We start from the raw sequence: 20,805 nt of genomic DNA on the forward strand, positions 1-20,805 counted from the left end.
GGCAGCGGCGGGAGGGATGAAGCGGCGCCCGACAGAAGCCGGGCGCGTGGTGAAGAGGAAGGAAGAGAGAACAACCCGGGCCGGCGCGAACCGGCCCGCCAACATTCAGCCTGCCGCAAATCCCTTCGGATTGCTTTCCTGCCAGCGCCAGTGATCCGCACACATCCGCTCGATGCCGAACTGCGCGCGCCAGCCGATCACCTGCTCGGCCGCGGCCGGGTTCGCATAGCATTGCGCGACGTCGCCGGGTCGGCGCGCGACGATCTCGTACGGCACTGGCCGACCGGACGCTTTCTCAAACGCACGCACGACATCGAGCACGCTGTAGCCCTGGCCCGTACCGAGGTTCACGACGAAGCTTGCATCGCGCGTGACGAGCGCATCGAGTGCCGCAAGATGGCCGCGCGCGAGATCGACGACGTGAATGTAGTCGCGTACGCCGGTGCCGTCCGACGTGTCGTAATCGCCGCCGAACACGCGCAGTTTGTCGAGCTTGCCGACCGCGACCTGCGCGACATACGGCATCAGGTTGTTCGGGATGCCCGAGGGATCTTCGCCGATCAGGCCGCTTTCATGCGCGCCGACCGGATTGAAGTAGCGCAGCGTCGCGATGCGCCACGCCGGGTCCGAAATCTCCAGATCGCGGAGAACCTGCTCGGCGATCAGCTTCGACTGTCCATAAGGATTGGTGGCGGATAGCGGGAACGATTCGTCGATCGGCGAGCTTTTCGGCACGCCGTACACGGTTGCCGACGAACTGAACACGAACTGCTTCACGTTGCGCGCGCGCATGATGGCGAGCAGCACGAGCAGGCTGTCGACGTTGTTGCGGTAGTACTCGATCGGCTTCGCAACCGATTCGCCGACCGCCTTCAGCGCGGCGAAATGAATGGCGCCCGTGATGGGATGCGCGTCGAAGATCCGCTCGAGTGCGGCTTCGTCGCGTGCATCGGTTTCGTAGAACGAAACCGTTTTGCCGGTGATGCGTTCGACCCGCGCAAGCGATTCGCGATTGCTGTTCACGAGATTGTCGACGACGACGACGTCGTAGCCGCCGTTCAACAACTCGACGCACGTGTGCGAGCCGATAAAGCCCGCACCGCCCGTTACCAGAATCGTGCCCTTCGTGGCCATGCTGTGCTCCGTTAAAGTGAGACACCCGTCAAGTTTCGAATCAGGTCTTTGTATCGTTCGACGACATCGCGTTCGTCGAACTCTTCCGCGACTTTCTGCCGGCCGCGTTCACCCATCTCGCAGCGCGCCGCGCTGCCCACGTCGAGCATTTTAGCGAGCGCGTCGGCGAGACTCGTCGCGCTCTTCGCCTCGCACAGCACACCGTTGACGCCGTCCGCGACCACTTCGCGGCAGCCCGGCACGTCGGTCGCGACGGCGGGGCGGCTCATCGCCGCCGCTTCCATCAGTGTGCGCGGCACGCCCTCGCGATACGACGGCAGCACGACGCAGTCCGCATCGGCGATAAACGGCCGCACGTCGTGCGCTTCGCCCGCGTAGTCGATCACGCCTTCGCGTTCCCACGCGGCAACTTCGTCGCGCGAAATCGCGCTCGGATTGTCGACGCCTACTGGCCCGAGCAGCCGGAAGCGCGCGTGCGGGTAGCGGGTACGCAGCTGCCGCGCCGCTTCGACATATTCTCCAACACCTTTATCCCACAGCAAGCGGCCGATCAAAATGAATACTACTTCGTCACGTTCCGGCAGCGGCGCTGGCGCGAACTGGTCGAGGTCGACGCCTTCGCCGTGCAGCAGCCGTGCGCGCTCCGGGTGGACGAGCAGATTCTGGTCGGTAAACGCGGCCAGGTCGTCGCGATTCAAAAACCAGACCTCGCGCGGGAAGCGGAACGCAAAACGGTACAGCTTTTTCGCAACCAGCGCCGCACGGCTCTGCTGGATGAACACATAACCGAGCCCGGTCGTCACCGCGACCGACGCGACGCCCGCGAGTTTCGCCGCGATCGATCCGTAGATGTTCGGCTTGATCGTGTAGTGGAACACGACGTGCGGCCGGATCGCGCGATAGTGGCGATACAACGCGACGAGCGTGCGCAGGTCGTCGCGCGGACTGGTGCCCTTCGATGCGACCGGCAGCTCGATGCAGCGGCAACCCATCCCGGCGAGCAGTTCGAACGTGCGGTCGCGCGGCGCGATCACGATCACGTCCACGCCGCTTTCCACGAGCATCCGGATCAGCCCCTGACGATACGTGTAGATCGCCCACGCGGTATTGCAGACGAGGACGATGCGTAACGAGGCACCTGAAGAGGAACCCGAAGAGGAATGAGAACTCATGCAAAAGCCGGAGAAAAGAAAAAGAACAGCGTCATGCGCTGCCACTCGACGCATACAGTCTGCGCTTGATGTGTTGCAGCGCACGGTACGGCGTGACGAAATGCAGCAGATTCTTCGCAAGACCGAGCCAGTCGTACGGATTGACCGGATTGAAGTAGCGCAACTGCAGCCGCAGCGTCGACGCGATCTGGCGGCGCCGCTTCGTCGCGCTGATGCCGCCTTCGTTCAACTCGTAGTACAGGCCGAGTTCCGGCAGGTTCGCGCAGTCGTAGCGTGTCATCAGCCGCAGGAACAGGTCGAGATCTTCGGCTGCCGGATAGGCTTCGCGGTAGTTGCCGACCGCGAGCACGGCGTCGATGCGCAGCATCATCGAAGGATGGACGAAGCAGCTGCGCAGGAAGCGGATGCGGCGGATCGCGGCGGGGTCGGCGGGCGGGGCGAGCATGAAGAGCGGCCGGCCATCGTCGTGCGCGACAACCTGCGCCCACATGCCGAGCCCCGCGACCTGCGGATGTGCTTCGAGGTACGCGCGCTGTTTCGCGAGACGTCCCGGCACCGTCAGATCGCCGGCATCGATGCGCGCCGCGTAGCGAAAGCCGCGTGCCGCGAGCGCTTCGATGCCGGCTTGCAGCGCGCGTTCGATGCCGCCGTTGCGCGGCATCCGCAGCACTTCGACCGACAGGTTCGGGAGAACAGGCGCGACGATCGGCGGCGTGCTGCCGTCGTCGACGATCAGCACGTGCACCGGCGCGTCTTCGCTAAACGACGCGAGTGTGCGCTCGACGTCCGCGTGGCCGTTGTACGCGGGCATCAGCACGGCGACGTCGCCGAGTGAGCCAGGGGCCGCGTGCGAAGGATCGGAAGAAAGCGTCATGGGCGCAGCTTGAAGCGGATGTAGTAGAGATTGACGCTCGCGGCCGCGAGATAACCGACCGCGAGTCCGACGAGCGCACCGTATGCGCCGAGTCGCGGAATCGCGAGCAGGTTCACGACGAACGCGACGGCGAGCGCGAGCAGCCACTTCGACAGCAGCACGAATTTCGCCTGATATTTGAGCACGACAAGATTGCCGATCGCCTCGATGCCGGCCGGCACCGACAGCCACACGGCCCAACGAAAGATGTCGATTGCGCCTTCATACGCGGGCCCGAACACGCGCCGGATGATGAAGCCCGCGAGCGCGTCGAGCACCAGCGCACCGCCGATCATCAACAGCGCAGTGAGGCCGCTGAGGCGCCACAGGTTACGGCGCAGCTGCGCCTTGTCCTGCACGCGGTAGACGAACGCGGGTGCGATGGTTTGCGCGAGCATCAGCGCGAGCGTGATCCAGTTTTCGTTCAGCTGCTGAGCGGCCGAATAGCGGCCGAGATCGGCGAACGAGATCGTGCGTTCGAGCATCAGCCGGTCGAGTTTCAGGAACAGATACATGCAGATGAGTCCGAGCCAGAACACCGTGCCCGCGGTCGCGAAATGGCGGAACAGCGTGCGGTCCACGCGCCAGTCGAGCGAGCCGTGCCGGCGCACGTAGTACAACACCAGCACGATGCCGATCGCCGCCGATTCGAGCGCCCACAGCCAGCCGAAGCGCGCGGGGCTCGCGGCCGCGCGCACCAGCGCGAACACCAGCACGGCCTTGACGATCGCGGTCGTCATGCTGGTGATCAGTTGCGGCTTGCTGAACGTCATGCTCTGCAGCCACGAATTGATCACGCCGACGAGCGGTTCGCGAAACAGCATCGTCAGCGCGAGGCCCGCGAGCATCGCGCCGACGAGTGGATCGGTAAAGCCCGCCGCGATGCCGGCCCATGTGAGCAGCAGCGCACCCATCGACACCACGATGCGCAGCGCGAACGCACTGCCGAGCACGGTGCCAAGTTGTTCCGGCGGACGATGAACGATGGTGGGGACGAGAATCTCGGCACCGCACACCCACGTGATCGGCGACAGCACGAGCAGCAGCGTGTTCGCGTATTGCCATTTGCCGAACGCATCGGGACCGAAGTAGCGGGCGAGCATCCCGCTGATCGCGATCGCGACGACGATCTGCGTGACCCGTTCGAGCCCGAGCCAGACGATGTTCGCGACGGCCCGCGCGACGTCCGGGTTCGCGAAGCGGCGCGTCACCGAGGCCATCCGGCGCCGGCCCATGCGCGGTGACGCGCCGCGCAGATTCGCAAGAGTGCGCGCTGTGCCGCAGCTTCCGGCAACTTTGTTCGAGGAGCGCGTCTAAGCATTAGAATAGGCGCCTGCACGGCGTATCTGAAAAGCGCAATTATAAGTTGGAACCGGACCGCTTCCGGCAAGGGCGCCACGCGAAGTCTACCGATCTCGCGTGCCGCGCCGGTCAAAATTTCCTTTGCACGCAAGTGAGCCAACCCATGATCTCCCAGTCCATTTTCAAGGCGTATGACATCCGCGGTGTGATCGGCAAGACGCTCGACACGGATACAGCCCGTTCGATAGGCCGTTCGTTCGGCAGCGAAGTGCGCAAGCAGGGCGGCGATGCGGTCGTCGTCGCGCGCGACGGCCGGCTGTCCGGTCCCGATCTGATCGCGGCATTGTCGGACGGCCTGCGCTCGGCCGGCGTCGACGTGGTGAACGTCGGCATGGTGCCGACGCCGGTCGGCTACTTCGCGGCGAGCGTGCCGCTGAAGCTCAACGGCGGCGAGCGCCGCGTCGATTCGTGCATCGTCGTGACGGGCAGCCACAACCCGCCCGACTACAACGGCTTCAAGATGGTGCTGCGCGGCGCGGCGATCTACGGCGAGCAGATCCAGGCGCTGTATCAGCGGATCGTCGACAATAACTTCGAGACCGGCAGCGGCAGCTACGAGGACTACGACATCGCAGACGCGTATCTCGAACGCATCGTCAGCGACATCAAGCTCGCGCGTCCGCTGAAGATCGTCGTCGATACCGGCAACGGCGTCGCGGGCGGTCTCGCGCCGCGCTTGTTCAAGGCACTCGGCTGCGAACTCGTGGAGTTGTTCACGGAGATCGACGGCAACTTCCCCAATCACCACCCGGACCCGGCCCATCCGGAAAACCTGCAGGACGTGATCAAGGCGCTGAAGGAAACCGACGCCGAAATCGGCTTCGCATTCGACGGCGACGGCGACCGCCTCGGCGTCGTGACGAAGGACGGCCAGATCATCTACCCGGACCGCCAGCTGATGCTGTTCGCCGAAGAAGTGCTGTCGCGCAACAAGGGCGCGCAGATCATCTACGACGTGAAGTGCACGCGCAATCTCGCGAAGTGGGTGAAGGAGAAGGGCGGCGAACCGCTGATGTGGAAAACCGGTCACTCGCTGGTGAAGGCCAAGCTGCGCGAAACCGGCGCGCCGCTCGCAGGCGAGATGAGCGGTCACGTGTTCTTCAAGGATCGCTGGTACGGTTTCGACGACGGTCTGTACACCGGCGCGCGGCTGCTCGAAATCCTGACGCGCGTGAAGGATCCGAGCGCGTTGCTGAACAGCCTGCCCAATTCGCATTCCACCCCGGAGCTGCAACTGAAGCTCGAGGAAGGCGAGAATTTCGCGCTGATCGCGCGTCTGCAGAAGAGCGCGAAGTTCACCGGCGCCGACGACGTGCTGACGATCGACGGTCTGCGCGTCGAGTATCCGGATGGCTTCGGCCTCGCGCGTTCGTCGAACACGACGCCGGTCGTCGTGATGCGTTTCGAGGCCGATAACGATCAAGCGCTCGCGCGTATTCAGGAGGACTTCCGCCGCGTGATCCTCGCGGAAAAGCCGGACGCGAAGCTGCCGTTCTGAGTCGAGTGCGACGGGGCCAGCATGCCGCGCGAACGGAGATAAGCGCGTGCGATGTGCGCAATAAGCGGTAAGGCGCGGCGCGGGGGCTGACACCCCCGTGCCGCGTTTTTACGTCTTTTATGCGAAGCGACGCCCGCGGCGCGCTAAAATTGCGCACTTTTAACGCATCTTCAGCCGGACCCGTCCGGCGTTCCATTCTTGAGCCCACAAAAGATACTGATCGTGAGGGTGTCGTCACTCGGCGACGTCGTGCACAACATGCCCGTGATCGCGGACATTCGCCGCCGGCATCCGGGCGCGCAGATCGACTGGCTCGTCGAAGAAAGCTTCGTGTCGCTCGTGCAGCTGGTGGACGGCGTGCATCGCGCGATCCCCGTGTCGCTGCGGCGCTGGCGCAAGCGGCTCTTCTCGCCGGCCAACTGGCGCGAGATCCGCACGTTCCGCCGCGCGCTCGCGGCCGAGCACTACGACCTCGTGATCGACTGCCAGGGGCTCATCAAGACCGCGTGGGTCGCGCGGATGGCGCGCGGGCCGGTGGTCGGGCTCGGTAACCGCACCGACGGCGCCGGCTACGAATGGCCGGTACGCTTCTTCTATGGCGAGCGCGTGCCGATCGAGCCGCGCACGCACGTTGTCGAACGCACGCGGCAACTGGTCGCGGCGGCGCTCGGCGACCCGCCGCCGCAGCCCACCGACGACATAGACTTCGGCATCGATACGCGGCGCGCGGCGCTCGCGCTGAACGAGGCCGGGCTCAACCTGCCGGTGCCATACGTCGTGTTCGTGCACGCGACGTCGCGGGCCGACAAGCAGTGGCCCGACGCGGCGTGGATCGAGCTGGGCCAGGAACTGGTGCGGCGCGGCGCATCGATCGTGCTGCCGTGGGGCAGCGACGCCGAGCGCGCAACGAGCGAACGGCTCGCGAAGGAATTCGGCGCCGCGGCGATCGTGCCGCCGCGGCTGTCGCTGCCGGCGGTGGTCGGGCTGATCGACGGCGCGGCCGCGACGGTCGGTGTCGACACCGGCCTCGTGCACATTGCCGCCGCACTGAAGCGACCGACAGTCGAGTTGTACAATTTCGCGACTGCGTGGCGCACCGGCGGCTACTGGTCACCGAACGTCGTCAATCTTGGCACGGCTGGACAGCCGCCGACGTTGCAGCAGGTGAGGGCGACGCTCGCCGGATTCGGCCTGCTGTGACGCCAGACATCACGGACATCGAACCCACGCGCGCAATTCCGCTCCACCCGTTTTCAGAGCGACCATGAACGAATCCCAGATCATCGAAGTCACCGCCGGCGACTGGCACGCACAGAACCTGCCCGTGCCGCGCGAGGCACTGCTTGCCGGCGTCGAGCGGGGCAAGGTGCTGTACTTCCCGAACCTGCGCTTTGCAATCGAAGGCGGCGAGCAGGCGCTGCTCGATCCCACGATCGCGGACCCGAAGCGCAAGAACATCAGCCTCGAACCGAACGGCGGCGCGCTGCACGGCGTGCTCGGCGACGCGGTCACGCAGTCGGCGGTGCGCGCGCTGATCGCGCGTTACCAGACGAATGCCCGCTCGCTCGTCGACGGTCTCTTTCCCGAATACGACGGCAAACTGCGCGTCGCGCCGACGAGCCTGCGTCTGCATCAGGTCGAAACGCGCGAGACGTCGTGGCGCAAGGACGACAGCCGTCTGCACATCGACGCGTTTCCGTCGCGGCCCAACTACGGCGAACGCATCCTGCGCGTGTTCACGAACGTGAATCCGCAAGGCGTGCCGCGCGTGTGGCGCGTCGGCGAGCCGTTCGAGGATATGGCGAAGCGCTTCCTGCCGCGCATCAAGCCGCAAATGCCGGGTTCCGCGTGGCTGCTGAACCTGCTGCACGTCACCAAGTCGCCGCGCAGCGAATACGATCATCTGATGCTGAACCTGCACGACGGCATGAAGGCCGACCTCGACTACCAGAAAGCATCGCCGCAGCAGACGATGCCGTTTCCGCCCGGCAGCGTGTGGGTCTGCTTCTCGGACCAGACATCGCACGCGGTGATGTCCGGCCAGTTCATGCTCGAGCAGACCTTCTTCCTGCCGGTCCGCGCGATGGCGCAGCCTGAGTGCGCGCCGCTCGGCATTCTCGAACGCCTGCAGGGCAGGGCGCTGGTTTGAGCGCCGGCTGGGGTATGGGTGCGTTCTTCGTGCGGCTCTTGGAGGCCGCATGTTGAGGCCGGTCTACAACGCGCTGTGGTGGATCGTCGCGCCGCTCGCGGTGCTGCGTCTGTTGATCCGCTCGCGTCGCGAGCGCGGTTATCGCGAGCACATCGCCGAGCGCTTCGGCCGTACGCCGGGACGCGTGCCCGAAGACGACACGCCGCTGATCTGGGTGCATGCGGTATCGGTCGGCGAGACGCGGGCCGCGCAGCCGCTGATCGACGCGCTGCTGCATGCGCGGCCCGACGCACGCATCCTGCTCACGCACATGACGCCAAGCGGTCGCGCGACCGGCGAAGAGCTTTTCGGCGATCGCGTGCTGCGCAGCTATCTGCCGTACGACATGCCGGGCGCGATTCGCCGCTTCCTGCGCGCGTGGCGGCCGTCGCTCGGGCTCGTGATGGAAACCGAAGTGTGGCCCGCGCTGATCGACGAATGCCGGCGCGCCGACGTGCCGCTCGTGCTGACCAACGCGCGGATGTCGGATCGCTCGTACCGGCGTGCAGCGAAGTTCGGCCGAGCGACGCGCGAGGTGTTCGGCGGCTTCTCGCGCGTGCTCGCGCAGAGTCCGTCCGACGCCGAGAGGTTGACCTCGCTCGGCGCGCGCAACGTTGCGGTGCTCGGCAACCTGAAGTTCGACATGACGCCGCCTCCCGAACTCGCGGTGCGCGGTCGCGCGTGGCGCGCGGCGATCGGCACGCGGCCGGTGTGGGTCGCGGCGAGCACGCGCGAGGGCGAAGAGGAACTGGTGCTGCAGGCGTTCGCCGCGCTCGCCATCGACGACGCGCTGCTGATTCTCGTGCCGCGTCATCCGCAGCGCTTCGACGAGGTCGCGGCGCTTGCGGGCAAGCGCGGGTTGCGGGTCGAACGGCGTTCGACGTGGGCGCCGCAGGGTGCGGCCGTCGCTGCGCAGACGCCGATATCCACCTTGCCCGCCGATGTCACCGTGCTGCTCGGCGATTCAATGGGCGAACTCGGCGCGTACTACGCGGCGTCGGACCTTGCGTTTATCGGCGGCAGTCTGCTGCCGCTCGGCGGACAGAATCTGATCGAGGCGTGTGCGGTCGGCGTGCCGGTGCTGATCGGGCCACACGTGTTCAACTTCGCGCAAGCGACGAAGGATGCGGTGGCGACCGGCGCGGCCGTGCAGGTCAGCGACCCGGCCGATCTCGCGCGCGCGTTGCGCGAACTGTTCAAGGACCGGCCGCGGCGCATCGCGATGGGGGCAGCTGCGTCAGCGTTCGCTGCGCGGCATCGCGGCGCGACTGCGCGGACGGTGGATGTGCTGACGACGCTGTTGCCTGCGCCGGAGCTTTGACGATACCGGCAATAAAAGGACCTCGAGTTCAGCACATAATTTCTGCCGACCCGTTAGAATGGCGCGTCCTGCTAACGCTGCCATGAAACTCCTTCGGACCTTCCTCCTGCTTCTGCTATGCGTGACGCTGCCCATCAGTGGGCTGGCGGCGAGCGGCCTGGCGGGTGACTGTCCGATGCAGCAGACCATCGCGATGCACGACGACGGCAGCGTATCCACCTCGATGCCGGGTTGCGACTCGATGAAGTCTTCGCCCGACGGCAAGACCAAAGTCGGGTTCTGCAAGATGACGGCGCAATGCCAGTTCGGCAGCCTTTATCATCCCGGCGTCGTTGCAACCGTGGGTCGTCCTGCGGCTCCTCACAGCCAGCTCGTCTTCCACTACTCGCAGTCGCTTTCCATCCGCGCGCCGGATGGACTCTGGCGACCGCCGCGCTCCCTTTAACGCTCCGATCTTCCGGTACACCGCCGTTGCGCGGTGACGTTTGTCCTGATCCAGGACATGAGCCTCTACGTCCGTTCTAGCCCGTTCTAGTCGGGCGTGGACCGGCTCGACCATTCGGGGTTCACATGTTTTTCCCATTCCTTCCGTCGGGAAACCGGCGGTTGCGACGGCGGCCGCTGCGTCGCGTCGCGTGCGCGGCACTGATGATGCTCGCCGCTCGCACGGCCTTTGCCCAGAGCGCCGGCATGACGCTGGACGAAGCGCTCCAGGTCGCGGAGAGCCGTTCGTCATCCATTCAGGCTTCGCAAGCCGCTGTTCGCGGCGACTCGGCGGTCGTCGTCAAGGCGGCACAGTTGCCGAATCCGACCTTGAGACTAAGCGTCGAAGATCTGCCGATCAACGGCTCGCAGGCTTTCACGATCGGCCAGGACAACTTCACGATGCGCGGCATCGGCATCGAGCAGGAGTGGGTGTCGCCGACCAAGCGTCGCCTGCGTACCGCGCTCGCCAACCGGACGGTGGACCAGGACAGGTCCGCCTACCTGGAAAAGCTCGCCGAGGTCCGGCAGCAAACCGCGATGGCCTGGCTCAACGCCGTCTACGCAAAGAAGGCCGTTGCGCTGAACCGGGCACTGGTCGATCACCTGAACGATGAACTCGCTGCCCGCGAGGCGTCGTATCGCGGCGCGCAGGGCAGCGCGTCGGATATCGCGCAGGCGCGCGTGACACTCGGCAATGCACGCGACACGCTGATCGACGCGCAGCAGGATGAAAAATCCGCGCTGATCGATCTGTCGCGCTGGACCGCGGCCGGCAATGTGCTGGCCGTCGCCGACGAACCGCCGCCGCTCGATTCGCGGGTAGCCGGCATGAGCGCCGAACAGCTCGTTCAGATCCAGCCCGCGCTGGTGGCGGCGCACGCGGCCATTTCGGCGGCCGATGCGGCGACCGACGTTGCGCGCAGCGACCGCAGTCCCAACTGGACGTGGGGGCTGACCTACTTCAAGCGAGGCGGCAATTTCTCCGACTACGTGTCGTTCGGCGTGTCGATTCCGTTGCCCCTCAACCGGAAAAATCTCGAGGATCGCGACGTCGATCAGAAGTCGGAAATGGGCACCCAGGCGCGACTCAACTACGAAGACACCGAGCGGCAGGTGATGGCGGGCATCCAGAGTCTGTCGACGAAGCTCGCCAGCGGTCGCGAACGTCTGGCCAATCTCCGGCAAACCGTGTTGCCCGCCGCCGAACAGAAAGTGCAACTCGCCAATGCGGCCTATCGGTCCGGCTCGGGAACACTGGCCGATGCGTTCGAAGCACGGCATATGCAGCTCGAAACGCAGCTTCAGGTGCTGACTCTCGAGCGGCAGGTCTCGCTCGTCTGGGCCGCGCTCGAATACCAGGTTTTGCCCTCCGACACGATCGCCAGCCAGTGAGGAAAAAAATGAACAGGAAACAACTCGTACAGGCTGCCGCGTCGGCATTCGCCGGCGCCGCGCTGCTGGCAGGCGGCTATCTGGCCGGCACCCGTCACGCTCCGGCGTCGGCCGCGATGGCAGCTACAGTGCCAACGTCGGACGGCAACGCCAATTCGAACACCGGCCGCAAGGTGCTCTACTGGCACGACCCGATGGTGCCGAACCAGCACTTCGACAAGCCGGGCAAATCGCCCTTCATGGACATGCAGCTGCAGCCCGTCTACGCGGACGACGACGGCGGCGGAACTGGCATCCGGATCGACGCGGGCCTGCAGCAGAACCTCGGCATCCGTTACGCGACCGTGCATCGCCGCGACACGACGGAAGGGTTCGACGCAGTGGGCACCACGCAGTTCGACGAATCGCAGGCAGGCGTCGTGCAGTCGCGTGTGACCGGCTACATCGATCGTCTCTATGCAAGCGCGCCGATGCAGCGCATCGCGAAGGGCGCGCCGATCGCATCGCTGTTCGTGCCCGACTGGCTCGCGCCGCAGGAAGAATATCTGTCGCTCAAGCGCGGCAACATGGACGGCGCGCTGCTCGAAGCGGCCCGTGCCCGGATGCGCGCGATGTCGATACCTGAAGGGGTCATCGCGGGCCTCGATCGCACAGGCACCGCACAGACGCACATCGTGCTGGCGTCGCCTGAAACGGGTGTCGTTAGCGAACTGAGCGTGCGCGACGGCGCGATGGTGACGCCCGGACAAACGCTCGCGAAAGTCGCCGGTCTGTCGAAGCTGTGGCTCATCGTCGAGATTCCGGAAGCGCTCGCGCTGTCCGTGCAACCTGGCATGAGCGTCGATGCGACCTTCAGCAGCGATCCGGCGCGGCACTTCACCGGACGCATCCGCGAGATTCTGCCCGGCATCACCATGACGAGCCGCACGCTGCAGGCGCGGCTCGAAATCGACAACGCCAATGGCCAGCTGACGCCCGGCATGCTGATGCGCGTGCGCGTGAGCGGCGCGAAACCGGTCTCGCGTCTGCTCGTGCCGTCCGAGGCGGTGATCACGACCGGCAAGCGCTCGGTCGTGATCGTCAGGAACAGCAGCGGACGTCTGCAACCGGCCGACGTCACGGTCGGTAACGACGTCGGCAACGAGACCGAGGTGCTGAGCGGGCTGAACGACGGCGACACGGTCGTGGCGTCGGGCCAGTTCCTGATCGACTCGGAGGCGAGTCTGAAGTCGGTGCTGCCGCGGCTGGAAGCCGGAGCGACTGGCGGCGCGTCCGCACCGGTCGCGGGATCGGCTGCGGCCACTGCCGCCACCGCCGCCACCGCCGCCACCGCCGCCACCGCCGCCGTTACCGCCGCACCCACCTACGAGACCACCGGCAAGGTCGAGAGCGTTACCCCAACCGACATGACGTTCTCGCATCAGCCGGTTCCCGCGCTGGGCTGGGGCGCGATGACGATGTCGTTCAACAAGCCCGCGCCCGATGCATTTGCCGACGTCAAGGTCGGCGAGACCGTGCATTTCGTTTTCATGCAATCGGACGACGGCTATCGGCTCACGAAGGTCGAACCTGCTGGAGGCGTCAAATGATCGCGCGCGTCATTCGCTGGTCCATCCAGAACCGCTTCCTCGTGCTGCTCGCGACGGTGCTGGTCGCCGCATGGGGCGTCTACTCGCTGCGCGAAACGCCGCTCGATGCACTGCCCGATCTGTCGGACACGCAGGTCATCATCAAGGCGTCCTATCCCGGCAAGGCGCCGCAGGTCATCGAGGATCAGGTGACCTATCCGCTCACGACGACGCTGCTCGGCGTGCCGGGCGCGAAGACGATCCGCGCGTATTCGTCGTTTGGCGACGCGTTCGTCTACGTGCTGTTCGACGACAAGACCGACCAGTACTGGGCCCGCTCGCGCGTGCTCGAATACCTGAACCAGGTGCAGAGCCGGTTGCCGCCCGGTGCGACCGTATCGCTCGGGCCGGATGCGACGGGCGTCGGCTGGGTCTACGAGTACGCGCTCGTCGACAAAACCGGTCGCCACGACCTCGGACAACTACGCGCGCTCAACGACTGGTTCCTGAAGTTCGAACTGAAGTCGGTACCCGATGTGTCGGAGGTTGCGAGCATCGGCGGCATGGTGCGCCAGTACCAGGTCGTGCTGGACCCCGACAAGCTGCGCGCATACGGCATCACGCAGGCGCAGGTGACCGACGCGCTCGGCAAGGCCAACCAGGAGTCGGGCGGCTCGGTCGTCGAACTCGCGGAATCGGAGTACATGGTGCGCTCGTCGGGCTACCTGCATTCGCTCGACGATTTCCGCAACGTCGTGCTGCGGACCAACGACGCCGGCACACCCGTGCTGCTCGGCGACGTCGCGCGCATCCAGATCGGCCCCGAGATACGCCGCGGCATCGCCGAGCTGAACGGGCAGGGCGAAGTCGCAGGCGGCGTGATCGTGATGCGCTCGGGCAAGAATGCGCTGACCACCATCGAAGGCGTGAAAGCGAAGCTGGCCGATCTGAAGCGTTCGCTGCCGCCGGGCGTCGAAATCGTGACGACCTACGACCGCTCGCAACTGATCGAGCGCGCAGTCGACAACCTCAAGGACAAGCTGATCGAGGAATTCATCATTGTCGGCCTGGTCTGCGCGGTGTTCCTGTTCCATCTGCGCAGCGCGTTCGTCGCGATCCTGTCGTTGCCGCTCGGTGTGCTCGCCGCATTCATCGTGATGCGCTACCAGGGTGTCAACGCGAACCTGATGTCGCTTGGCGGTATCGCGATCGCGATCGGCGCGATGATCGATGCGGCGATCGTGATGATCGAGAACGCACACAAGCATCTGGAGGCGTACGCGCACGATCATGCCGACGAGCCACCGACCAACACGCAACGCTGGGAGATCATCGCGACGGCGGCGGCCGAAGTGGGACCGGCACTGTTCTTTTCGCTGCTGATCATCACGCTGTCGTTCATTCCGGTGTTCTCGCTCGAAGGACAGGAGGGCAAGCTGTTCTCGCCGCTCGCGTTCACGAAGACCTATACGATTGCCGCCGCGGCGGGTCTGTCGGTGACGCTCGTGCCGGTGCTGATGGGCTATCTGATTCGCGGACGGATTCCACGCGAGTCGGCGAATCCGATCAATCGCGTGTTGATGGCACTGTATCGACCGCTGCTCGATCGCACGTTGCGGCGGCCGTGGTTCGTCATCGGCCTTGCGGTGGTCGCACTCGCGTTGACAGCGATCCCGCTCTCGCGGCTGGGCGGAGAATTCATGCCGCCGCTTGACGAAGGCGATCTGCTGTACATGCCGACCGCGCTGCCGGGCATCTCGGCGGAGAAGGCATCCGAGCTGCTGCAACAGACCGACCGCCTGATCAAGACGGTGCCGGAAGTCGCGACCGTGTTCGGCAAATCGGGACGTGCCGACACGGCCACCGACCCGGCGCCGCTCGAGATGTTCGAGACGACGATCCAGTTCAAGCCGCGCAGCGAATGGCGCCCGGGCATGACGCCGGAGAAGCTCGTCGACGAACTGGACCGGACCGTCAAGGTGCCGGGGCTGTCGAACGTATGGGTACCGCCGATCCGCAACCGTCTCGACATGCTGTCGACCGGCATCAAGACGCCGGTGGGCGTGAAGATTTCCGGACCGGACCTGACGCAGATCGACAAGGTGGCGGCGCAGGTCGAAGCGGCGGTGAAGAACGTGCCGGGTGTCACGTCGGCGCTCGCCGAGCGATTGAACGGCGGACGCTACATCGACGTCGACATCGATCGACAGGCAGCGGCACGCTACGGGCTCGCGGTCGGCGATATCCAGTCGGTCGTGTCGTCGGCGGTCGGTGGAGACAACGTCGGCGAAGTGATCGCGGGCCGCGAGCGCTACCCGATCAATATCCGCTACCCGCGCGAAGTCCGCGATTCGCTCGACAAGCTGCGCGACCTGCCGATCGTCACCGACCGCGGCGCGCAGATCACGCTGGGGGACGTTGCGCATATCGCGATCGAGGACGGTCCGCCGATGATTCGCAGCGAGAACGCGCGACTCTCCGGCTACGTGTACATCGACATCCGGAACGTGGATCTGACGTCGGCGGTGAAGGCGATGCAGCAGGCGGTCACGCAGAAGGTGACGTTGCCGCCGGGCTACTCGATTGCGTGGTCCGGACAGTTCGAGTATCTCGAGCGCGCGGCCGCGAAGCTGCGGACGGTGATTCCCTTCACGCTGGTCGTCATCTTCGTGCTGCTGTTCCTGACGTTCAATTCCGCAGCGGACGCGCTGCTGCTGATGTCGACCGTACCGTTCGCTCTGGTCGGCGGATTCTGGCTGATCTGGGGATTGGGCCATGCGGTTTCAGTGGCGACGTCGGTGGGCTTTATCGCGCTGGCGGGCGTAGCCGCCGAGTTCGGCGTGGTGATGCTGCTCTACCTCAAGGAAGCGTTGAACCGCCGGTTAAAAGCAGGCGAACCGTTCAGCGAAACCACGCTCACCGATGCCATCCGCGAAGGCGCCGTGCTGCGCGTACGACCCAAGGCGATGACGGTCGCGGTCGTGCTCGCGGGCCTCATTCCGATCATGGTCGGACATGGCGCCGGTTCCGAGGTGATGCAGCGCATCGCCGCGCCGATGGTCGGCGGGATGATCACCGCGCCGCTGCTGTCGATGTTCGTGATTCCGGCCGCGTGGCTGCTGCTGCAGCGTCGTCGATTGCCGCGTAGTCGAGAAGTACCGAAAGCTCATGCAGTCTCTGGCGGCACACGCGTGCCGTCGCCCATTGCCGGCACGGCCGTGCCGCAGTCCCACACTGGAGAAACACTATGAAGAAATCGATGATCCTGTCTGCTGTTTTTGTCGCTGCGGTTGCCGCAGCTGTCGCAAGCGGCGCCGCTCTTGCAGACGATATGGCCAGCATGAAGATGAGCGGCGGCGCGATGAGCGCTGCGCCCGCATCCGGCAAAACCGCGATGACCGATGCGGTGGTCAGGCACGTCGACGCATCGGGCGGAACGATCACGCTCAAGCACGGCGCGCTGACGAACGTCGGCATGCCCGCGATGACGATGGCCTTCAAGGCTAAGGACGCGGCGATGCTGAACGAAGTGAAGGAGGGCGACAACGTGAAGGTGCGAGTCGAAAACGTGAACGGCACGCTGACGATCGTGAAGTTGGCGAAGCAGTGACCGGTTGACGCGAGGGGTGGACGCCGGCTTGACGGGCGTCCACGGGGCTAACGATGGTCCGGGTCGTGCATCACGCGACGCCCGCCGTCAACAACCCCTTCTTCTCGATAAATGCAACAACGTCGGCGAGCCCGTCGAGCGCTTTCAGATTGCTCATCACGAACGGCCGCTCGCCGCGCATCTTCTTCGCGTCGGACGCCATGACTTCGAGATTCGCGCCGACCATCGGTGCGAGATCGGTCTTGTTGATCACGAGCAGATCCGACTTCGTGATACCGGGGCCGCCCTTGCGCGGAATCTTCTCGCCGCCCGCGACGTCGATCACGTAGATCGTCAGATCCGACAGCTCGGGGCTGAACGTCGCGGCCAGGTTGTCACCGCCCGATTCGATGAACACGATGTCCGCATCCGGGAAGCGCGACAGCATCCGGTCCACGGCTTCGAGATTGATCGACGCGTCTTCGCGGATCGCCGTATGCGGACAGCCGCCCGTCTCGACACCCATGATCCGCTCGGCGGGCAACGCTCCTGCCACCGTCAGCAGACGCTGGTCTTCCTTCGTATAGATGTCGTTGGTAATCGCGACGAGGTCGTAGCGCTCGCGCATGGCTTTGCAGAGCATTTCGAGCAGAGTCGTTTTTCCGGAACCGACCGGACCGCCGACGCCTACGCGCAGCGGCGGCAGTTTTTTCGTGCGCGTGGCGGCGCGGGGAGCGTGAGGTGCGTTCATATTCGACGATGAGCTTAGGAGCGGAAGAGCCGCGAATACTGCGACTCGTGACGCGCCGACAGGATACCCAGCTGCGGCGCGAACGTATTGATGTCGTCGGGCGATGTGGCGAGTGCACGCGTGACCGCGCCGTCGATCGCATCGCGCAGCGCGACGATGATCCGCTGCCCCGCAAGCTGACCGAGCGGCACGGCCTTCAGCGCGGCGGCCGCCTGATTCTCGGCCCAGCTGAATGCATACGCGGCGAGCGCCGCGTCAGGAGCAACGTCGTGCGCGAACGCCGCGAAGGCGAACGCGGTCGGCTGCGCGATAGGCACGAGCGCGGCGAGCGTCGCGCGGCGCTCGGCATCGCCCCATTCGAGCGATGCGCACAGTTGCCGCAACGACCAGCCCATCTGTTCGGTTTCGCGCCGTAGTTCCGCCGATTCGCGGCTCGCGAGAAACGTTTCATTCGCGTCCGCGATATCGGTGATATCGGCGGCGTCGTGCGTGCGCCAGCGTTCCATCTGATGCGCGACGAACGGCAGCTCGCCGCGTGCGAGTACGTCGTGAAGGCCGCTCGCGATCCAGTCGCGCGCGCTGTCCGCATCGGTGACGAGTTGCGCTTCGATCGCCGCTTCGAGTCCCTGCGAATAGCTGAACGCGCCGATCGGCAATGCTGGCGACGCGAGGTGCAGCAGCGCGGTGAGTTCAGCGATACGCATGATGCGAGTGATGGCCGAGTCCGTGACCGGGGCCGTCGCCATGCGTGTGATCGTGACAGTGGTCGTGCTCGCACTCGCCGCCGTGCTCATGTGCATGGTCGTGCTCATGCGGATGCTCGTGCCCATGATGCTCGCCATACACCTGCTGCGCGAGCGCGTAGTCTTCGGCGAACGTGGCGTCGTGGCCGTGCTTATGGCCGCCGCCATACGCGCCGGATTCGGGCTGAAACGGTAGCGTCGCGTGCTCGACGTGCGCGCCGAGCCGGCGCAGCATGTCTTCGAGCACCGGGTCGGCTTCGAGCTTCAGCGCGTCGACATCGATCTCGACCGGCGTATGGCGATTGCCGAGGTGATACGCGGCGCGCGTGAGCGTCAAGCGGTCGGGCGCAGTGACGAACAGCACCGCTTCGGGCGCGGCGATCACGCGAACGAGGCCGCCGTCCTGCGCGACCAGCACGTCGCCGTCGTGCAGGATCGTGCCACGCGGCAGCAGCAGTGCCGCTTCGTCGCCGTTGTCGAGCGTCGCGGCGAGCCGGCTGCGGCAGCGTTCGCCGTACGCGAGTGTCAGCGTTGGCGCGCGCTTGACGAGCACGGCGGCGAGCTTGACGTGCGGGTCGATGCGTTTGTCGAGCGTTCGCATGATTGAAATTCTATAACCGGTCAGAACAGGAAGTAGCGTTGCGCCATCGGCAATACGGTGGCGGGTTCGCAGGTCAGTAGCTGGCCGTCGGCGATGACCTCGTAGGTTTCCGGGTCGACGCTGATCGACGGTTGCCACGCATTGTGAATCATATGCGCCTTCGTCACCGTGCGACAGTTGCGCACCGGCACGATGTGTTTCGTCAGACCATAGCGGCCCGCGATGTCCGCGGCGGCCGCCATCTGCGACACGAAGGTCAGCGACGTGCGCGCGAGCGCGCCGCCGCGGGTCGCGAACATCTCGCGGTAGTGCACCGGCTGCGGCGTCGGAATCGACGCGTTCGGGTCGCCCATCTGCGCGAGCGCGATCATCCCGCCCTTCAGGATCAGCGCGGGCTTGATGCCAAAGAACGCCGGTTCCCAGAACACCAGGTCGGCCCACTTGCCCGGCTCGATCGAGCCGACTTCGTGCGCGATGCCGTGCGTGAGCGCGGGATTGATCGTGTACTTCGCGACATAGCGTTTCGCGCGGAAGTTGTCATTGCGGGCGTTATCTTCGGGCAGCGCGCCGCGCTGCACCTTCATCTTGTGCGCAGTCTGCCACGTGCGGATGATCACCTCGCCGACTCGACCCATCGCCTGAGAATCCGATGACAGCATCGACAGCGCGCCGAGATCGTGCAGGATGTCTTCGGCGGCGATCGTCTCGCGACGGATCCGCGATTCGGCGAACGCGATGTCCTCCGCGATCGATGGGTCGAGGTGATGGCACACCATCAGCATGTCGAGGTGTTCGTCGAGCGTGTTGATGGTGTATGGGCGCGTCGGATTCGTCGACGACGGCAGCACGTTCGCTTCGCCGCAGACCTTGATGATGTCCGGCGCGTGGCCGCCACCCGCGCCTTCGGTGTGATACGTGTGGATCGTACGACCCTTGAATGCGGCGACGGTCGCTTCGACGAAGCCCGCTTCGTTCAGCGTGTCGGTGTGGATCGCGACCTGCGTGTCGGTGGCCTCGGCGACGGACAGGCAGTTGTCGATTGCAGCCGGCGTCGTACCCCAGTCTTCGTGCAGCTTCAGACCGATCGCGCCGGCCGCGATCTGTTCCTCGGCGGGTTCGGGCAGGCTCACGTTCCCCTTGCCGAGAAAGCCGAGATTCATCGGATAGCCGTCGGCGGCCTGCAGCATCCGTTCGAGATGCCACGGCCCTGGTGTGCAGGTGGTCGCGTTGGTGCCGGTCGCGGGGCCGGTGCCGCCGCCGATCATCGTCGTCACGCCGCTCGCGAGCGCTTCGTCGATCTGCTGCGGGCTGATGAAGTGGATGTGCGTATCGATGCCGCCCGCCGTGACGATCATCCCTTCGCCGGCGATCACTTCGGTCGCGGCACCGATCGCGATCGTCACGCCCGGCTGGATGTCCGGATTGCCCGCCTTGCCGATGCCGACCACGCGGCCGCCCTTGATGCCGATGTCGGCCTTCACGATGCCCCAGTGATCGAGGATCACCGCATTCGTCACGACCGTATCGACGACGTCGGCGGCGACGCGCTGCGACTGGCCCATGCCGTCGCGGATCACCTTGCCGCCGCCGAACTTCACTTCTTCGCCGTAGATCGTGTAGTCGCGCTCGATCTCGATCAGCAGCTCGGTGTCGGCGAGACGGACGCGGTCGCCGGTAGTGGGGCCGAACATTTCCGCGTATGCGCGGCGGCCGATGCGTAAGGTCATGGGGTGGGTCCGGAGAAGAGCGTGAAGGGTCGACAGGAAACGCGTTAAAGCTTGCCCATCACCAGGCCGTTGAAGCCGTAGACGGTGCGTGCGCCGGCCAGCTCGACCAGTTCGACCGTGCGCGACTGGCCCGGCTCGAAGCGCACCGCGGTGCCAGCCGCGATGTTCAGCCGGAAGCCGCGGGCCGCCGCGCGATCGAACGACAGCGCCGGATTGACCTCGTAAAAATGGTAGTGCGAGCCGACTTGAACCGGCCGGTCGCCGGTGTTCGCGACGGTCACCGTGATAGTCGTGCGGCCTGCGTTCAGTTCGTGTTCGCCTTCATCGACGATGAGTTCGCCAGGGATCATGCGGCCTCCT

The 20,805-nt window shown here is 65.5% G+C and carries 18 protein-coding genes; 9 read left to right on the plus strand and 9 right to left on the minus strand.

The annotated features are described in order from the left end of the window. Positions 1-105: 105 nt before the first annotated feature. From galE to ACREXZ_RS07335, 4 genes are read right to left on the minus strand one after another with little or no spacing between them, the layout of a single operon-like run. Positions 106-1,134: a UDP-glucose 4-epimerase GalE gene (gene galE / locus ACREXZ_RS07320; protein WP_431763386.1), complete on the minus strand. Its 1,029-nt coding sequence runs from the start codon at positions 1,132-1,134 to the stop codon at positions 106-108. 11 nt (positions 1,135-1,145) lie between these two features. After that, a complete protein-coding gene (locus ACREXZ_RS07325; protein WP_431763387.1) occupies positions 1,146-2,306 on the minus strand; it encodes a glycosyltransferase family 4 protein in 1,161 nt (386 codons plus the stop codon). Positions 2,307-2,337: 31 nt separating this feature from the next. Next, positions 2,338-3,180 carry a glycosyltransferase gene (locus ACREXZ_RS07330; RefSeq protein ID WP_431763388.1) on the minus strand — a complete coding sequence of 281 codons (843 nt, stop codon included), beginning with the start codon at positions 3,178-3,180 and terminating at the stop codon, positions 2,338-2,340. Next, positions 3,177-4,439, minus strand: coding sequence for an oligosaccharide flippase family protein (locus tag ACREXZ_RS07335; protein WP_431763389.1), 1,263 nt, complete (start codon positions 4,437-4,439; stop codon positions 3,177-3,179). The genes ACREXZ_RS07330 and ACREXZ_RS07335 overlap by 4 nt, the downstream gene beginning before the upstream one ends. Before the next feature lie 245 nt (positions 4,440-4,684). On the opposite strand from ACREXZ_RS07335, the gene ACREXZ_RS07340 reads away from it, so the two are divergent. From ACREXZ_RS07340 to ACREXZ_RS07380, 9 genes are all read left to right on the plus strand, one after another. Continuing rightward, positions 4,685-6,079: a phosphomannomutase/phosphoglucomutase gene (locus ACREXZ_RS07340; protein ID WP_431763390.1), complete on the plus strand. Its 1,395-nt coding sequence runs from the start codon at positions 4,685-4,687 to the stop codon at positions 6,077-6,079. Between the two features lie 198 nt (positions 6,080-6,277). Continuing rightward, a complete protein-coding gene (waaC, locus tag ACREXZ_RS07345; protein WP_431763391.1) occupies positions 6,278-7,279 on the plus strand; it encodes a lipopolysaccharide heptosyltransferase I in 1,002 nt (333 codons plus the stop codon). A gap of 64 nt (positions 7,280-7,343) precedes the next feature. Beyond that, on the plus strand, positions 7,344-8,228 hold the full coding sequence (locus ACREXZ_RS07350; protein ID WP_431763392.1) for a Kdo hydroxylase family protein: 885 nt from the start codon (positions 7,344-7,346) through the stop codon (positions 8,226-8,228). A gap of 49 nt (positions 8,229-8,277) precedes the next feature. Next, complete coding sequence (gene waaA / locus ACREXZ_RS07355; protein ID WP_431763393.1) at positions 8,278-9,588, plus strand: lipid IV(A) 3-deoxy-D-manno-octulosonic acid transferase; 1,311 nt, start codon at positions 8,278-8,280, stop codon at positions 9,586-9,588. An 82-nt stretch (positions 9,589-9,670) separates the two neighbouring features. After that, on the plus strand, positions 9,671-10,033 hold the full coding sequence (locus tag ACREXZ_RS07360; protein ID WP_431763394.1) for a hypothetical protein: 363 nt from the start codon (positions 9,671-9,673) through the stop codon (positions 10,031-10,033). Between the two features lie 125 nt (positions 10,034-10,158). Further along, the gene (locus ACREXZ_RS07365; protein WP_431763395.1) at positions 10,159-11,466 is read left to right on the plus strand and encodes a TolC family protein; all 1,308 of its coding nucleotides are present in this window, start codon (positions 10,159-10,161) and stop codon (positions 11,464-11,466) included. 8 nt (positions 11,467-11,474) lie between these two features. Then, complete coding sequence (locus ACREXZ_RS07370) at positions 11,475-13,055, plus strand: efflux RND transporter periplasmic adaptor subunit (protein WP_431763396.1); 1,581 nt, start codon at positions 11,475-11,477, stop codon at positions 13,053-13,055. Then, complete coding sequence (locus tag ACREXZ_RS07375; protein WP_431763397.1) at positions 13,052-16,285, plus strand: efflux RND transporter permease subunit; 3,234 nt, start codon at positions 13,052-13,054, stop codon at positions 16,283-16,285. The genes ACREXZ_RS07370 and ACREXZ_RS07375 overlap by 4 nt, the downstream gene beginning before the upstream one ends. Further along, positions 16,282-16,644, plus strand: coding sequence for a copper-binding protein (locus tag ACREXZ_RS07380; protein WP_431763398.1), 363 nt, complete (start codon positions 16,282-16,284; stop codon positions 16,642-16,644). The genes ACREXZ_RS07375 and ACREXZ_RS07380 overlap by 4 nt, the downstream gene beginning before the upstream one ends. 70 nt (positions 16,645-16,714) lie before the next feature. Here the strand turns inward: ACREXZ_RS07380 and ureG are convergent, their stop codons facing one another. The 5 genes from ureG to ACREXZ_RS07405 are packed head-to-tail and all read right to left on the minus strand — an operon-like array spanning position 16,715 to position 20,795. Continuing rightward, positions 16,715-17,374, minus strand: coding sequence for an urease accessory protein UreG (gene ureG, locus ACREXZ_RS07385; RefSeq protein WP_431763399.1), 660 nt, complete (start codon positions 17,372-17,374; stop codon positions 16,715-16,717). Positions 17,375-17,388: 14 nt separating this feature from the next. After that, positions 17,389-18,078, minus strand: coding sequence for an urease accessory protein UreF (locus tag ACREXZ_RS07390; protein WP_431763400.1), 690 nt, complete (start codon positions 18,076-18,078; stop codon positions 17,389-17,391). Then, positions 18,065-18,718, minus strand: coding sequence for an urease accessory protein UreE (ureE, locus tag ACREXZ_RS07395; protein ID WP_431763401.1), 654 nt, complete (start codon positions 18,716-18,718; stop codon positions 18,065-18,067). The genes ACREXZ_RS07390 and ureE overlap by 14 nt, the downstream gene beginning before the upstream one ends. 20 nt (positions 18,719-18,738) lie before the next feature. Continuing rightward, positions 18,739-20,445: an urease subunit alpha gene (gene ureC / locus ACREXZ_RS07400; protein ID WP_431763402.1), complete on the minus strand. Its 1,707-nt coding sequence runs from the start codon at positions 20,443-20,445 to the stop codon at positions 18,739-18,741. Positions 20,446-20,489: 44 nt separating this feature from the next. Next, positions 20,490-20,795 carry an urease subunit beta gene (locus tag ACREXZ_RS07405; RefSeq protein ID WP_431763403.1) on the minus strand — a complete coding sequence of 102 codons (306 nt, stop codon included), beginning with the start codon at positions 20,793-20,795 and terminating at the stop codon, positions 20,490-20,492. Between the last annotated feature and the right edge of the window lie 10 nt (positions 20,796-20,805).

The organism is Paraburkholderia sp., from assembly GCF_050742655.1.
Lineage (GTDB): Bacteria > Pseudomonadota > Gammaproteobacteria > Burkholderiales > Burkholderiaceae > Paraburkholderia.

Bases quoted from the DNA above. Each gene is read 5' to 3' on its own strand.
- ACREXZ_RS07375 (WP_431763397.1), top strand. From the start codon at position 13,052: ATGATCGCGCGCGTCATTCGCTGGTCCATCCAGAACCGCTTCCTCGTG.
- ACREXZ_RS07390 (WP_431763400.1), bottom strand. From the start codon at position 18,078: ATGCGTATCGCTGAACTCACCGCGCTGCTGCACCTCGCGTCGCCAGCA.
- waaA (WP_431763393.1), top strand. From the start codon at position 8,278: ATGTTGAGGCCGGTCTACAACGCGCTGTGGTGGATCGTCGCGCCGCTC.
- ACREXZ_RS07325 (WP_431763387.1), bottom strand. From the start codon at position 2,306: ATGAGTTCTCATTCCTCTTCGGGTTCCTCTTCAGGTGCCTCGTTACGC.
- ACREXZ_RS07335 (WP_431763389.1), bottom strand. From the start codon at position 4,439: ATGGCCTCGGTGACGCGCCGCTTCGCGAACCCGGACGTCGCGCGGGCC.
- ACREXZ_RS07365 (WP_431763395.1), top strand. From the start codon at position 10,159: ATGTTTTTCCCATTCCTTCCGTCGGGAAACCGGCGGTTGCGACGGCGG.
- ureE (WP_431763401.1), bottom strand. From the start codon at position 18,718: ATGCGAACGCTCGACAAACGCATCGACCCGCACGTCAAGCTCGCCGCC.
- ACREXZ_RS07405 (WP_431763403.1), bottom strand. From the start codon at position 20,795: ATGATCCCTGGCGAACTCATCGTCGATGAAGGCGAACACGAACTGAAC.
- ACREXZ_RS07370 (WP_431763396.1), top strand. From the start codon at position 11,475: ATGAACAGGAAACAACTCGTACAGGCTGCCGCGTCGGCATTCGCCGGC.
- galE (WP_431763386.1), bottom strand. From the start codon at position 1,134: ATGGCCACGAAGGGCACGATTCTGGTAACGGGCGGTGCGGGCTTTATC.
- ureG (WP_431763399.1), bottom strand. From the start codon at position 17,374: ATGAACGCACCTCACGCTCCCCGCGCCGCCACGCGCACGAAAAAACTG.
- ACREXZ_RS07380 (WP_431763398.1), top strand. From the start codon at position 16,282: ATGAAGAAATCGATGATCCTGTCTGCTGTTTTTGTCGCTGCGGTTGCC.
- ureC (WP_431763402.1), bottom strand. From the start codon at position 20,445: ATGACCTTACGCATCGGCCGCCGCGCATACGCGGAAATGTTCGGCCCC.
- ACREXZ_RS07350 (WP_431763392.1), top strand. From the start codon at position 7,344: ATGAACGAATCCCAGATCATCGAAGTCACCGCCGGCGACTGGCACGCA.
- ACREXZ_RS07340 (WP_431763390.1), top strand. From the start codon at position 4,685: ATGATCTCCCAGTCCATTTTCAAGGCGTATGACATCCGCGGTGTGATC.
- ACREXZ_RS07360 (WP_431763394.1), top strand. From the start codon at position 9,671: ATGAAACTCCTTCGGACCTTCCTCCTGCTTCTGCTATGCGTGACGCTG.
- ACREXZ_RS07330 (WP_431763388.1), bottom strand. From the start codon at position 3,180: ATGACGCTTTCTTCCGATCCTTCGCACGCGGCCCCTGGCTCACTCGGC.